The following is a 14,619-nucleotide window of genomic DNA, read 5'->3' on the forward strand; positions in this document are numbered from 1 at the left end:
CGTTGTCCATTAGTCCCATTCGAGACCGCCGCGGCGCCACACGTAGGCGTACGCAACGAAGACGGTGATGATGAACAGCACCATCTCGACCAGTGCGAACAGCCCCATCCGGTCGAACGCCACAGCGAACGGGAAGAGGAAGACGCTTTCAATGTCGAAGATGATGAAGAGCATGGCCGTCAGGTAGTACTTGATCGGCACACGGCCGCCGCCCTCGGCGTGCGGACTCGGCTGGATGCCACATTCGTAGGCATCCGCCTTAGCGCGGTTGTACCGGCGCCGGCCCGTGATGGGACCGATCGCCACGGAGAACGCTGCGAATCCCCCACCCAGGGCGAGGAAGAACAGCAACGGTGCGTATGAGTACCCGTTCATCTGCGCGACTCCTTCCGTGACCCCATGCTATTGCGGCCCATCATGCCGCCGGGGTGATCTTGTTCAGCGCTGCGAGCAGTCGATCGTCGACGTGCCCGCCGTTCTCGTCGCCCAGATTGGCCATCACCTTGAGCAGGAAGCGCATCATCGTCTGTCGGGGCAGGCCATACTTCACGGCCAACCGCATCACTTCCGGGTTGCCGATCGCCTTGGCGAACCAGCGCCCGAGCGTGAAGTAACCGCCCAGGGCCTCGCGCATGACCTTCGGGTACGTCGCGAGCACCCGTTCGCGGCCGGCGGCATCGGTGCGGGCGAAGGCTTGCGAAACGACCTCTGCTGCAATCCGTCCCGACTCCATCGCATAGGCGATGCCCTCGCCGTTGAACGGGTTGATCGCCCCGGCGGCGTCGCCCACCAGAAGCAACCCATCGGCGTACATCGGGGCACGGTTGAAGCCCATGGGTAACGCAGCGCCCCGGATCGGGCCGGTGATCGTCTCGTCGTTGTAGGTCCACTCGGCCGGCATCGTCGCCACCCACCGCTTCATGACATCGCGGTAGTCGGTGCGCCCGAAGGCCTTGGAGGTGTTGAGGATTCCCAGGCCGATGTTGCTCGTGCCGTCACCGACGCCGAAGATCCAGCCGTACCCGGGCAGCAGGATCTTGTTGCCCGCCTCGTCGGTGGACCACAGTTCCAGCCAGGACTCCAGGTAGTCGTCGTCGTGCCGCGGGCTGGTGTAGTACGCGCGCACCGCAACGCCGATCGGCCGGTCCTCACGCTTCTCGCGACCCATCGCCAGGGCGAGCCGGGCGGAGTTGCCGTCGGCAGCGATCACCAGCGGAGCGCGGAAGGTCATGGTGTTGCCGGTTGCGCGACCGTCGACACCCATCTCCTTGGCCTCGACGCCGACGACCTTGCCGTTCTCGATGATCGGGGCGGTGACGTTGATGCCCTCGCGCAGCTTCGCGCCGTTCTTGACCGCGTGCCGGGCCAGGATGTCGTCGAAGTCCTGGCGGGTGCGCACCAGACCGTAGGGCGGGAAGCTGGTCGTGTCCGGCCAGTCCAGTTGCAGGCGCATCCCGCCGCCGATGATCCGCAGCCCCTTGTTGCGGATCCAGCCGTCATCCTCCGGGGTCGGGATGCCCAGGGTGACCAGTTCGCGTACGGCGCGTGGGGTCAGACCGTCCCCGCACACCTTCTCGCGGGGAAAGTGCGTCTTCTCCAGCAACAGGACGTCCAGACCCGCCATCGCCAGATAGGCGGCAGTCGTCGATCCGCCGGGTCCGGCGCCGACGACGATGACATCAGCACTGTCCTGGGACAGGGCAGACGGATGTTGTTGGCTCACGTTGCGTCCTTGCATGCTCGGCAACCCGGGCGCGGCGGTAGCCACACGGATCGACCGTACTTGTGAATCTCTTCACTTGCCTGGTGAATCCGACTCTATGCCTCCCGTTTACCCAGCGAGAACTAAGGAGAACCTCACTCGCCGGGTTTCGTGGCTCGGTGCAAGGCGACGATCCCACCGGTCAGGTTCTGCCACTCCACGTGTCCCCAGCCCGCATCGGCGATCTGGGCGCCCAGGCCGGCCTGGTCGGGCCACGCCTGGATCGACTCCGCGAGGTACACATAGGACTCGGCGTTGGAGCCCACCCGGCGAGCGATCTTGGGCAGCGCGACCATCAGGTACTCCGAGTAGACCTTGCGGAACGCCGGGTTGACCGGGGTCGAGAACTCGCAGATAACCAACCGTCCCCCGGGCTTGGTCACCCGCAGGAACTCCCGCAGCGCCAGATCCACCCGCACCACATTGCGTAGCCCGAACGACATCGTGACGGCATCGAACGACGCGTCCGCGAACGGCAGCCGGGTCGCATCCGCCGCCGTGAACGCCAGGGTCGGGTACTGCTTGCGCCCCTGGCGCAGCATCCCGATCGAGAAATCTGCGGGTACGACGTGTGCCCCGAGCCGCTGGAACGGCAGGCTGCTGGTACCCGTGCCCGCCGCGATGTCCAGGACGGTCTGCCCGGGTTGCGCGTCGACCGCATGCACGACCCGGGTGCGCCACGCGCGGTCCTGACCGAGCGACAACACGTCGTTGGTCAGGTCGTACCGAGCGGCGACATCGTCGAACATCCGCGCGACGTCGGTGGGTTGCTTGTCCAGAGTGGCGCGGTTCATGCCTGCATCCTCCCGCATGGCGACGGCGCCTCCCGAGCGCGGGTTTATCGTTGCCTCTTGTGACGATGCCCGCGAGCGCCGATCAGAGCGCACCCGCACTGGTCGTCCGCACCCGTCGTATCCCCGACCCCGGCGACCTCGTCGCGATCATTCCGCCGGAGGTTGACTCCGCCGATGTGCTGTCGTGGCTACGCGACGGCGAGGGTTTCGTGGGGTGGGGCCGCGCTGCGTACCTCGAAACCTCTGCCACCTCACGGTTCGCCGACGCGGACGCGTGGTGGTCGGATCTGGTGGGACGGGCGGTGGTCCGCTCCGAGGTCGACGTGCCGGGTGCCGGTCTGGTCGCCTTCGGATCGTTCGCCTTCGCTGCCGACTCCGCCTACCCCAGCACGTTGATCGTGCCCCGCGTGGTCATCGGGCGTCGTGGCGGGCTGGCCTGGGTCACGACCATCAGCGGCTCACTCGAACAGGCGCCTCGGCCCACGGTGCAGCCACCCGCCGTACGTCCGACGAACCTCACGACCCGGCCCGGGTCGCTGGACGAGGACGGATGGGCGCAGGCCATCGGCGTTGCGGTGCAACGCATCTCCGACGGCGAACTGGACAAGGTGGTGATGGCGCGGGACGTCTTCCTGACCGCTGGGGAACCGCTCGATGCCCGCTGGCTCCTGGAACGGCTGTCGACGGCGTACCGCAAGACCTGGACGTTCAGCGTCGACCGGCTGATCGGGGCCACCCCGGAGATGCTGGTCCGCCGGGAGAAGGCGCTGGTGACCTCCCGGATCCTGGCCGGGACCATCCAGCGCACGGGTGACGATGAGCACGACCTGGCCCTGGCCGCGTCCCTGGCCCGATCCTCCAAGGATCTGGAGGAGCACGAGTACGCCGTCCGGTCGGTCGCCGAGGCACTGGATGCGCACTGCTCGTCGATGAACGTGCCCGAGGCACCGTTCGTGCTGCACCTGCCCAACGTGATGCACCTGGCGACCGACGTGGCCGGGGTGCTGTCGGACAGTTCGTCGTCGCTGGCGCTGGCCGCCGCGTTGCATCCGTCTGCTGCCGTGTGCGGTACGCCGACCTGGAAGGCCCGCGAGGTCATCGCCGATCTGGAGCAGATGGATCGCGGGCGATACGCCGGACCGGTCGGCTGGATCGACGCTTCCGGGGACGGCGAGTGGGGAATCGCCCTGCGCTGTGGACAGATTCAAGAGGACCCTGCGACCATTCGGCTCTTCGCGGGATGCGGGATCGTGGCCGGCTCGGACCCACAGGACGAGGTCGCAGAGTCCAATGCCAAGCTGCGGCCGATGCTCTCGGCCCTGCGCGACTAGGGGCCTCACCTGCGCCAACTGCTGATCGTCCACCACAGCCCCACGCCGCTGCTGCGGTCCTTGACCGAGGCCGTCGTCGCGGGGGCATCGGACGACGCGATCGAGGGCGTGGACGTCAATGTCGTTCCTGCACTTGAGGTTTTGATCGACGACTTCTTGTCGGCGGATGGCTATCTGCTCGGGACTCCCGCCAACTTCGGCTACATGTCGGGCGCGATGAAGCACGCCTTCGACTCGACGTACGACGACATCAGAGGGCGGGTCGACAAGCGGCCGTTCTCGGTGTGGATCCACGGTCGCTCCGACACCACGGGCGCCCGACGGTCACTGCTCTCGGTCGCCACAGGACTGAACTGGCGACTGGCCGCGGAACCCGTCGAACTGATCGGCCCGGTAGATCAATCCGACCTGGAGCGATGCACCGAGTTGGGCGGCACCCTGGCCGCAACCCTCATGAGCTGAAAGCTGCGGCCAGGACCCCTAGAGATGCACGGGTGCGCTTGGCCCCCAGGGAATTCCGATGACGTACCAGAGGATGAAGAACAGCGTCCACGCGATCAGCACCACGATCGTGTAGGGCAGCATCATCGACACCACCGTGCCCATCCCCGCTTTGGCCCGATACCGCTGGCACACCAGGATGATGAACGGCAGGTACACCATCAGCGGGGTGATGACGTTGACCGGTCCGTCACCGACCCGGTAGGCCGCGATGAGCGTCTGCGGTGCGATGCCCAGGTTGTAGAACAACGGCACGAAGATCGGCGCGATGATCGCCCACTTGGGAATGACCCCCGGCATGATGATGTCGATCACGAAGGTCAGCAGGATGAACCCGATCAGCAACGGCAACGCACCCACGTGCCATTTGCCGAGCAGATCGGCCAGACCGGTCGCCGCGATGGTCGACATGTTCGAGTAGTTGAAGAACGCGATGAACTGGGCGATCAGCAGCATCAGGAAGATCAGTCCGCCCAGGCCGTTGAACGTCTTGGTAATCGCGCCGATGACCTCGTTGCTGCCCTTGAGCGTGCCGGCGCCCTTGGCGTAACCCAGGCCAGCGGCCAGGAACAGCATCGAGATGATGAACAGCAGGCTGGACATGAACGGTGAGTTGCCGAAGACCTCTCCGGTCTCGGGGTTGCGCAACGGCGCACTCGGCAGGAAGGTCAGCAGCCCCACAATGACCAGTGCCACCAGCACGTAGATGCCGGCCATCTTCAGACCCCGCGCCTCTTGGGACAGTTCCTCGGCGGTCGGCACCTTGTCGACCTCCACATCAGGCGCGCGGTCAGCCGGATCCCAGACGCCCAGCCGCGGCTCGACGTACTTCTCGGTCAGGATCGTCATCACGATGGCGCAGAAGATGGTCGAGGCGATGGAGAAGTAGAAGTTCTGCGTGACGTTCATCGCCTTCGCGCTCGGCGCGGCTCCGTGCAGGATCTCGTTGGTGACCTCGGTGATGATCCCGTCGGCCGGGGTGATGAGGATGTTGACGAAGAACGCTGCGCTCACGCCACCGTAGGCCGCCGCGATCCCGGCGAGCGGATGTCGGCCGAGGCTGACGAACGCCGCTGCACCCAGGGGGATCAGGATCAGGTACCCAGCGTCGGAGGCAACGCTGGAGATCCCGCCGACCAGGACGATGATGAAGGTGATCGCCCACGCTGGGGCAGCCTGCACCATCTTGCGGATCAGTGCCGCCATCAACCCGGCTTCTTCGGCAACCCCGACACCGATCATCGCCACGAGGATGACGGCCACGACACCGAAGTCGTTGAAGTTCTGCACAACCGTGGTGAACATGTGCCGGATGCCGTCCCCCGACAGCAGGTTCGCGACCTTGATCGTCTCGGTGTGCACTTCGTAGTGCGGAGTCGTCCCGGGCTCTGGCTGCTCGATCGAGGGGTAGGTCGAGCCTGCGTCGTCGTAAGTGTGGGTGACGGTCGTGCCTTCTGGCTCAGCGACTTTCGTGGTCACGCTCACGTCCAGCGCCGACAACAGCGCCGACAACAGGATGACCAGAGCAATAAGAGCCAGGAAGATCATCGCCGGGTGCGGCACCTTGTTGCCAACCCGCTCGATCCAGCCCAGCAGGCCGCCGGGACCCTCCTCGACCTCGCCCGGCTCGGCGACCGCCTGGCTCATCGCGCGATCCCGAATCCGAGCGCATACTCGGTCAGCAGCATTGCCCCGAAGCCGCTCGCGCCTTCGTTGCGCCAACTGCGCTGTTTCGGTTGCCACGCCGGCCCGGCGATATCGACGTGCGCCCACGGCGTACCGGCGACGAACTCCTGCAGGAAGAGCCCCGCGGTGATCGACCCGGCATTCACCCCGCCCATGTTCTTCAGGTCGGCGATCGTGGAATCCAACTGCGAGCGATACGGCTGGTGCAACGGCAACTGCCACAACGGTTCCCCGGCTGCGGCGCCGGCGGTGATGAGTCCGTCGACCACTGCCTGATCGTTGCCCATGACGGCCGCCATTTCGACGCCGAACGCTCGCAGGGCGGCTCCCGTCAGGGTGGCTATGTCGACGATGACATCCGCACCATCCTCGACCGCGAGGCTCAGCCCGTCGGCCATGACCAACCGCCCCTCTGCGTCGGTGTTGAGCACCTCCACGGTCAGACCGTTGCGGATGGTCAGTACGTCGCCCAGTTTCATCGCACTGCCTGACGGCATGTTGTCCGTACAACACAGGTAGGCGGTCACTGCCGCCCGACAACCCAGCGCCTTCAGGGCGGTCATGGTGCCGAGGATCGCCCCCGCACCGGTCATGTCGTTCTTCATCTGGGCGTGCGAGTCGTCCGAGGGTTTCAGGCTGATCCCGCCGGAGTCGTACATGATGCCCTTGCCGACCAGTGCCAGGTGACCGGTCGGGTCCTTCGGCGCGTACACCAGCTTTATCAACCGCGGCTCTTCGACACTGCCCAGGTTGACCCCGAGGATGCCGCCGCAGCCCATCTCGATCAGCTGCTGCTCGTCGTACACCGTGACCTGCAGGTCAGCGTCCGCGGCGAGTTCCTGCGCCACTTCGCCCAGCCGGGTGGCGGTGAGCGTCGTTCCCGGACAGTTGGCCAGGTCCCGGCTGATGGCGGCGGCTTCGGCGATCACCTCGCCCCTTTTCGCACCCTCGGTGGCTTCGGCGAGCACGTCGGTGGGTGCGACAAGTGTCAGCGAATCCAGCAGGGCTTCGCCGTCGCCCTTGCCGACGAAGAACCGCCACCGCGCAAGAAGCACACCCTCGACCACCGCCTGGGCGAACGCCGCCGGAGGCAGGGCAGTGCCCTCCTGGGGTAGCTCCACAGCGATGGTGCGGTGCTGGGGCACCGCACGCGCCAGATCGCCCGCCAGGTCTCTCACCGTGTCGAGGTCGACCGTTGCGGGATCACCGATGCCCAGCGCGACCAAGGCGCGGCCGTCGTCACCGGCCAGCACGAATGTCTGTGATCGCTTCCCGGTGAAACCCGCCACCGAGAGGTGGGCGGCATCGATGCCGAGGTCCTGTGGAGGCGCCCCTGCCTCGGGTACGGGTACCGCGAGCACAGCCACCTCGGAGACCGCGGGTAATTGGTCAACAACTGTGACGTCGGGGCGTTGACGCACTGACGGAATCGGGTCGAACGAGCCTTTAGCCGGATGACGCATATCGCACCCCTTGGTGTGTTGACGATCCACGGATTGTCTGTTTCAGGAAAGCGCTCTTACAAGGCAATCGGGGGAGCACTGGTGAATGTTCACCAAAACGTTGCCCTTTCGACCCCTCACGGAGCTCCGATGGACGATCTGACTTATATGCTCAGCGCCCTGGTCTTGAGGACCTCATACTGGTCGGGCGTGATCGCGCCGCTATCCAGAAGTTGTTTCGCGTCGCTGATCTCTTGTGCCGGGCTACGACCAGCTGCGTCCCGGATGTAGGCGCGTGCCTGGTTTTCCGCTTCTGCGGCGCGTGACATCTGCCGGCGGGCCATGCCGTCACCCCGAGCGATGATGTAGACCAGCGCGGTCAGCACCGGGATCAGGATCAGGCCCACCACCCAAGCCGCCTTGGCCCAACCGCTTAGTTCATGGTCACGGAAGAGATCGACGACGATCTGGAACATGATCATGAGGTAGGCGATGAAAACGAAGATGTAGATCACATAGAGCAAGAACTGCCAGAACTCGTGCATGACGGGACCTTTCGTGTGTTGGACACTTCAACTGCGATGGACGACGTCGCCGTCGACCATCGTGAGCACGACCGGTGCGGTCGCGAATTCTTGGGGTTCCGCACGCAGCGGGTCTACCTCGAACGCGGTAAGGGCGGCACGGCTGCCCACCCTGATCACACCGAGGTCTTCCTCTCCCACCGACCAAGCCGCTGTCCGGGTATAGGCGGTCAAGGCAGCGAGCGCTGAAATTGACTGCTGTGCATCAAGACTGCTCTGGGATCGGTCCCCTGTGCGCATCCGGTGACGGGCCGCGGCCATGATGCGCCGCGGGTCATGGCCAGCGATGGGCCAATCCGACCCGATGGCCACGGGCACACCAGCTCGTAGCAGGTCCTTGATCCGCCATGCATGGGCAGCGCGCTGCTGACCCAGTCGCTGGGACCAGTTGTCCTGGCCGTCGGAGGAGGTGAACTGGGTGCAGTGTGTCGGTTGCATCCCTGCGCTCACACCGCTGGCGGCGAACTGGGCGATGACGTCATCCGGGATCGACTCGACGTGCTCGATCCGGTGCCGGGCAACGCGACCGGTCCGGCCGATCGCCTCCAGGGCGAACCGGACACCGTGGTCACCGATAGCGTGCGTCGCGGTCGGGATGCCCCGCTCGTCGAAGAACGCGATCGCCGCGGCGTACTCCTCCGGGTCGGGCCACACTGACTGGGTGGACTGGCCGTGTGTGTCCGGCTGGTTCAGCCACGCGGTGCCGTTGTCGATGGTGCCGTCGATGAAGAGCTTGACTCCCCCGACCTGCCAGCGCTCTCCTCCCTCGGTCATCTGATCAGCGATCTGTTGCCACCCGGCCGGGCCCAATCCCGGTGTGCACCAAGGGAAAGCCCGGATGCGCACCGGTAGGCCACCAAGGTGGGACTCGATCCCGGCGTAGATCCCAGATGCCCCGGGCACATGCTCCATGGCCTGGACGGCCGTTAAGCCCTGAGCTGCCATCTGCCGCAGGCGATCTGCGACCGCGCCCGCCAGAGCGGCGGGGTCGGGAGGCGGCAGGACGTTGTTGATCAGGTCCATCGCCTGCATCTCCTGCAGGACGCCGGTGGGCCCGTCCGCGTCGCATTCGATCTCCGACCGGTCCGTGAACTCACGCGGGCCTTCGATCCCTGCCCGGCGCAGCGCCTCGCTGGACACCACCATGCCGTGGCCGTCGAAGAACCGCACTACAGTCGCCCGGCCGGGCGCGATGGCGTCCAACGACCGACGGTGCAGCAAATCCGGTGGCAGCGTCTTGGGCTCAAGACCCCAGGCAAGGAGCCAGTCAGTGTGCCCCAGTCGGCGCAATTCTGCCTGCAGGAGATCCCTCAACCCGGCCGGGTTGGCGGCGTCGTGCAGGTCCGGCCCGGTGGTCAGCGCGACCCCCATGACGGGGTGGACGTGCTCGTCGATCAGCCCCGGAACGATTGTCGCATCACCCAGGTCGACGATCTCGGTCGACGGATTGAGCCAGTCCGCAGCGTCTGCGCGGTTGCCGAGGGCGACGACGCGACCTTCACTGATGTTGATGGCTTTCGGCGCGGCCATACTGTCGTCGAGCGTATGGATCGTGTCCGCGAGAACGATGGTGTTACTGCTCATTTCGGCACCCCTGCGAGTTGGACGGTTTCGGTTGGATCCGGACCGGGGCCGATCTGCCGGATGACCCCGGGACGCAGTCGCCGCAGCAGGAGTGCCGCGAGCAACCCGGCGACGAACAGCACGGGAACCACGGCAATCAGGACGGCGTCCAGTGCCCCGGCGACACCTGTGAAGACCTCGATGTGCTGGGTGAACTGCCAGATGACCCCCGCCATCAGCAGCGCCGCCAGCGCGGAGACGGCGACCAGCGCGGCCGACCCACCGCGCCGCGCGAAATAGACGACGGCAGCGACGGCGACCAGGAACTGCAAACCGATGATCCCAACAACTCCAGGGGTGTTCACCAGGATGAGCAGGTCGGGATAGGGCTTGACCCGCAGAAGAGCGCACAGCCCGATGACGCCCACGGCGAGCAGACTCTGGACCATCCCCGCGACGTACGGCGATCCCGAACCTGGCCGTGTCCTGGCCAGCCCGCGCGGTAGGCCCCCGACCATCGCCACGGCATGCCCGTACCGGTTGATGGCGTTGTGGAACGCCAGCTGGGAGGCGTAGACGCTGGTGACGATCAGCAGGTACATCGCCGTCTTGGCCCACCCGCCGACGTAGTGACCGATGGTGTCGAAGAACAAGGTGGCCTGGCGATGCTCGGCGACGGCCTGGATCTGCTGGTCACCGTAGGCCTGCACCACCGACCACACCACGAACGCGTAGAAGACCGCCATGAAGATCACTGCCGCATAGGTTGCTCGGGGGATGGTCCGTCGCGGATCGCGGGCCTCCGCGCGATAGAGCGCGGTGGATTCGAACCCCATGAACGCCGCGAAGCAGACCCCGAGGATCGCAAGGACTCCCGGCTCAGCCAGATTCCGCGGCGCGAACCCGGCCAGGCTCAGTCCGTGGGCGCCCCCGTGCAGCACGATGGCCACCCCCATGACCGCCAGGATGGCGCTCTCGGCGACGATCAGGACCGCCAGGACCTTGGCACCGACGTCGATGCCCCGGTACGCAAGTGCCCAGACGGCCGCAACCGCGATGATCGCCAGCACGATCCAGTTGATGTGCACGCCGACCAGCTGTTGCAGCGTGTCCTGCACCTGCACCGCGAACAGGCCGTAGACACCGATCTGCAGGGCGTTGTAGGAGAAGAGCGCAACAATCGCGGAGGCGTAACCAACGACCCCACCCAGGCTGTGCCCGATATAGAAGAAGAAGCCGCCCGAGCCGGGCAGGTCGCGCGCCATCGCAGTGAAACCCACCGCGAAGATGATCAGGATCAGGCCGGCAGCCAGGTAACCCAGAGGTACCCCCATGCCACCGATCGCCAGCGCGATCGGAGCGACGCCGGCCATCACCGTCAGCGGCGCCGCAGCAGACACCACCATGAAGGTGATGCCCGCTGTACCCAGCGAGTTCGCCTTGAGTTCGGTGCCGGCCATCGGATTTCTCCCATAAACGAATGACGTTCGTTTTAGTATGCGCATCATGATGTGCCGTGTCTCGTAATTCGGCAAGAGCGACGTTTCGATGTGACCGAGCCGACAACGGAAGCAGAATGGCTGTCTATGCCCCGTCCCTCTGAACCCATCCTGTCGCCGGACAAGATCGCCCAGGCAGCGCTGGAACTCATCGACAGCATCGGCGAGTTCACCATCGGCGCCGTCGCCAGACGCCTGTCGGTCCGCCCGTCGTCCCTCTACAACCACGTGGGCGGGCGCGAGGAGATCATCTCCCTGGTCCGCGACAGCCTGATCCCCGAGACCATTCCCCCGTTCCGCGAATTACCCTGGGAACAGGGCCTTTCCGACGGTATCCGCCTCTACCGCGCGATCCTTTCCGACCATCCGGCGGTCGTCCCCCTGCTCGCGACGGTCCCCCTGGCATCGGCGGCGAGCGCCCGGATGTATGAGGAGTTCGCGGCAACGATGCATAACGCCGGTTTCCCCGATGAGCAGATCCTGGACGCCATCACTGCCATCGACAACTTTGCCCTCGGCTCCGCGCTGGATATGGCTGCTCCGCCTACCCTCTGGACCAGCCCGCACTGGCAGGCCCGGATGCGCGCAGTCACCGAAGCAGCGCCGCGAGGCCGCGAACGGGCTGATCAGTCGTTCGAGTTCGGACTGCGTGTACTCATCGACGGCCTGCGCGCCCGACTTCCCCAGCAGTAGAGCGCTATTGGCCGGCTGAGTCTGCTGTCAGTGCCGTCTCGACCGCAGCCGCGAGATCGCGGCGCAGCCGGCGCGCATCCGTGCGCGGTACCCGGACCTCGAGCACGGTCAGACCTTGTGGGGTGGCCTTGATCGCGTCGGCCAGGTCGGCTGCGGTGTCGACCATCCGGTGCGCCACGTGGTGCGCGGCGCACACACCGGCGATGTCGGCACCGGTGGCGGTGCCGAAGATCCGCTCGAAGGATCCGGCGTATTCCGGCGCACCCACCTCCAGCGTGCTGAAGATGGCGCCCCCGTCGTCGTTGACGACCACGATGGTCAGATCGGGCAGCGGCTCGTTCGGGCCGATCAACAATCCGTTGGTGTCGTGCAGGAACGTGAGATCCCCCATGAGGGCGTACGCCGGCCGGTCCGGTTGCGAGAGCGCCGCACCGATGGCGCTGGAGACCGAACCGTCGATGCCAGCCAGTCCCCGATTTCCTACTGTCACAACGCCCTTGGCGATCCGGGCCGGCTCCCGCGAGATGTCCAGATCCCGCACCGCACTCGAGGCTCCCACGAAGAGCAGCGCCTGCTCCGGCAGATTGTTCGCAACCGTCCGGGCGACCGCCGGCCCACTGGGCCAGGACGCTTCGACAATCGGTCCGGCGGTGGCGGCAACCACCGCGCCAGCCGCCCGCCAGCGCGACGCCCACGCCCGGTCGACACACCCGGCCACGACCCGGTGACTGCGCTGGATGTCAGCCCAGTCGTGAACGCGATGGACGGCGTGCACCGGGTCGGCCCAACTGGTCAGAGCGGTCACGACCTCGACCGTCACCTCCGGGCGACTCAGCAACGCCAGCACCCGGCGATCCAGGGTCACCGATCCCGCGACGAGGACGCGTTCGGGCAGGTTTGCCTCCAGCCAGTCCGTCGCTGACAACAGCAACGGCCCGTGCGGCGTGACCCGCGCGCGGCGGAACAGTCCGGCCGGCTCGGCGATGATCGGCCACCCCGCGACGTCCGCGAGTTCGGTGATCTCGCCGGCCCGGGCCGGATCGGCGAGACTGCCAAGGACCAGCAGCGTCCGCGGGACCGGTGCGATACCCGGACCGGCGCCGGCCGCCTCGTGACGCACCGGTGAGCGCAGACTCAGCCACGCCTCACCGTGCGGCCGGCCGTCCAATGACTCGGACCATCCCGCAGGATCGGTATCCGGCGTCAGCGGTTCGCGGAAACTGACGTTGAGGTGCACCGGGCCCGGGTCGCCCGACGGGTGACCACAGGACTCGGCAACCGCCCGGCCGATCACCGAGCGCCACTGGCCCTGTTGACCAGGGCGTCGGCCGGCGGCGGAGAACTCGTGGAACCAGCGCGTCATCCCACCGAAGATCTTGACCTGGTCGGTGGTCTGGTTGGCGCCGCTGCCGCGCTGCTCGGCCGGCCGGTCCGCCGTGAGCAGCAGCAACGGCACGTTGCCGTGGGACGCCTCCAGGACGGCGGGGTGCAGGTTGGCGACGGCCGTACCACTGGTGGTGATGACCGCGGCCGGTTGGCGGCTCACCTTCGCCAACCCCAATGCGAGGAAGGCGGCGGATCGTTCGTCGACCCGCACATGCAGGCGCGCGCGGCCGGCCTGCTCAGCCGCCAGCGCGGCGTACGCCAAGGGAGCTGATCGCGACCCGGGGCACACGACGAAGTCGCGCACGCCCTGCCGGATCAACTCGTCCACGAGCACTGTCGCCAGCGCGGTCGAGGGGTTCACGCTGGCATTCTCCCGGAGGCGCTGATTCCCCACGTGCCCGACCACACATCGCCGGGGCGCAGGACGGTCAGGGACTCCCCGGACGCAAAGGCGTTCGCCGGCGCCGACATGGGTTCGACGGCGACGCCGGAGCGCCGCTTGCGCTCCGGGGGCAGTGAGTCCCCGGTGAAGACCTGCAGGTAGCCGAACGTTCCCGCGTCGGCCCAGATCGTCGTACGCCGATCGCCCCGCTGGATGCTGACCCGCCACCTGCCGTCGTCCCCCGGTTCCAGGTCGGTGAACGCGGTGTCCAGCACGGTGTTGGCAATCGGTGCGCCGGCGCGGAAGTCGGTGCCCTCCCCGACCGGGGACGAGCCGGTCGGGATCAACCGGTCGTCGACGTCGATCTTCCGTCCGGCCGGGACGGTCAACGTCACCTCGTCGACCGTCGTCTCACCGGTCGTCAGGTAGGGGTGGGCGCCGTAGGCGAACGGTGCCTTCGTGGTGCCCACGTTGGTGACCTTGGTGGCGACCTCCAGGCCGTTGCTCATCACCGTGTAGCGGACCTTGATCCGCAGACACGCATCCCAACCCTGCTGCGGCAGTAGAAGATACGACAAAGTGACGGATGAATCCGCCAGCTCCTCAAGGCTCCACAACGCCCATCGCACCAGCCCGTGGGAGGCGTTGCCGCGGCCGGGTTCGGATAACGCCAACTGCTGGCTGACCCCGTCGAAGGTGTACTTGCCGTCCCGGATCCGGTTGGGCCAGGGCATCAACAACTGTCCGCGGCCCCCGTCGGCTTTGCTCTGCAGCGGGTAGCCGTGCAGGACCGGCTCACCGCCCACCTTGAGCACCCGGATACCGGCGCCGACCTGGGTGATGATCGCGGCTGCACCCGGCCCGTTATCGTCCGCCGGCGCGCTGATCGTCCATTGTTCACCGCTCGGCGGAATCGCTACCTGACCCATGGCTCGATCCTGACACGTCCCGGGCGGGTCCCCCGATCGGGGGACGGTCGATTCACCCGGTCGATCG

General features: G+C 66.6%; 13 protein-coding genes. 3 read left to right on the forward strand and 10 right to left on the reverse strand.

Features of this window, described 5'->3' with window-relative positions:
- Positions 1-9: 9 nt before the first annotated feature.
- The 3 genes from AZH51_RS02555 to AZH51_RS02565 all read right to left on the reverse strand — a co-directional run bounded on the left by AZH51_RS02555 (position 10) and on the right by AZH51_RS02565 (position 2,556).
- The gene (locus tag AZH51_RS02555; protein WP_291520972.1) at positions 10-375 is read right to left on the reverse strand and encodes an NADH-quinone oxidoreductase subunit A; all 366 of its coding nucleotides are present in this window, start codon (positions 373-375) and stop codon (positions 10-12) included.
- A 40-nt stretch (positions 376-415) separates the two neighbouring features.
- Entirely contained in the window at positions 416-1,723 is a 1,308-nt protein-coding gene (locus AZH51_RS02560; RefSeq protein WP_291520974.1) for a geranylgeranyl reductase family protein, read from the reverse strand.
- Between the two features lie 134 nt (positions 1,724-1,857).
- Complete coding sequence (locus AZH51_RS02565) at positions 1,858-2,556, reverse strand: demethylmenaquinone methyltransferase (protein ID WP_291520976.1); 699 nt, start codon at positions 2,554-2,556, stop codon at positions 1,858-1,860.
- Positions 2,557-2,621: 65 nt separating this feature from the next.
- Here AZH51_RS02565 and AZH51_RS02570 point away from each other — a divergent pair, with 65 nt between their 5' ends.
- On the forward strand, positions 2,622-3,887 hold the full coding sequence (locus AZH51_RS02570) for an isochorismate synthase MenF (RefSeq protein WP_291521327.1): 1,266 nt from the start codon (positions 2,622-2,624) through the stop codon (positions 3,885-3,887).
- A gap of 60 nt (positions 3,888-3,947) precedes the next feature.
- Entirely contained in the window at positions 3,948-4,349 is a 402-nt protein-coding gene (locus tag AZH51_RS02575; protein WP_291520978.1) for a flavodoxin family protein, read from the forward strand.
- An 18-nt stretch (positions 4,350-4,367) separates the two neighbouring features.
- On the opposite strand, the gene AZH51_RS02580 is transcribed toward AZH51_RS02575, so the two are convergent.
- From AZH51_RS02580 to AZH51_RS02600, 5 genes are all read right to left on the reverse strand, one after another.
- The gene (locus AZH51_RS02580; RefSeq protein ID WP_291520980.1) at positions 4,368-6,035 is read right to left on the reverse strand and encodes an AbgT family transporter; all 1,668 of its coding nucleotides are present in this window, start codon (positions 6,033-6,035) and stop codon (positions 4,368-4,370) included.
- Positions 6,032-7,441, reverse strand: coding sequence for a M17 family metallopeptidase (locus AZH51_RS02585; protein ID WP_291520982.1), 1,410 nt, complete (start codon positions 7,439-7,441; stop codon positions 6,032-6,034). Before AZH51_RS02585 ends, AZH51_RS02580 begins: the two co-directional genes overlap by 4 nt.
- A gap of 239 nt (positions 7,442-7,680) precedes the next feature.
- Complete coding sequence (locus tag AZH51_RS02590; protein WP_291520984.1) at positions 7,681-8,061, reverse strand: PLDc N-terminal domain-containing protein; 381 nt, start codon at positions 8,059-8,061, stop codon at positions 7,681-7,683.
- Positions 8,062-8,088: 27 nt separating this feature from the next.
- Entirely contained in the window at positions 8,089-9,684 is a 1,596-nt protein-coding gene (locus AZH51_RS02595; RefSeq protein WP_291520986.1) for an amidohydrolase, read from the reverse strand.
- On the reverse strand, positions 9,681-11,123 hold the full coding sequence (locus tag AZH51_RS02600) for an APC family permease (protein WP_291520988.1): 1,443 nt from the start codon (positions 11,121-11,123) through the stop codon (positions 9,681-9,683). The genes AZH51_RS02595 and AZH51_RS02600 overlap by 4 nt, the downstream gene beginning before the upstream one ends.
- Before the next feature lie 126 nt (positions 11,124-11,249).
- On the opposite strand from AZH51_RS02600, the gene AZH51_RS02605 reads away from it, so the two are divergent.
- A complete protein-coding gene (locus AZH51_RS02605) occupies positions 11,250-11,855 on the forward strand; it encodes a TetR/AcrR family transcriptional regulator C-terminal domain-containing protein (protein WP_291520990.1) in 606 nt (201 codons plus the stop codon).
- Between the two features lie 4 nt (positions 11,856-11,859).
- Here the strand turns inward: AZH51_RS02605 and menD are convergent, their stop codons facing one another.
- Together menD and AZH51_RS02615 are read right to left on the reverse strand one after the other, a co-directional pair.
- Entirely contained in the window at positions 11,860-13,602 is a 1,743-nt protein-coding gene (gene menD, locus AZH51_RS02610; protein ID WP_291520992.1) for a 2-succinyl-5-enolpyruvyl-6-hydroxy-3-cyclohexene-1-carboxylic-acid synthase, read from the reverse strand.
- Entirely contained in the window at positions 13,599-14,552 is a 954-nt protein-coding gene (locus AZH51_RS02615) for an aldose 1-epimerase family protein (RefSeq protein WP_291520994.1), read from the reverse strand. Before AZH51_RS02615 ends, menD begins: the two co-directional genes overlap by 4 nt.
- Positions 14,553-14,619 lie beyond the last annotated feature (67 nt).

Origin of the sequence: Branchiibius sp. NY16-3462-2 (genome assembly GCF_001594145.1) — a bacterium.
Classification (GTDB): domain Bacteria; phylum Actinomycetota; class Actinomycetes; order Actinomycetales; family Dermatophilaceae; genus Branchiibius.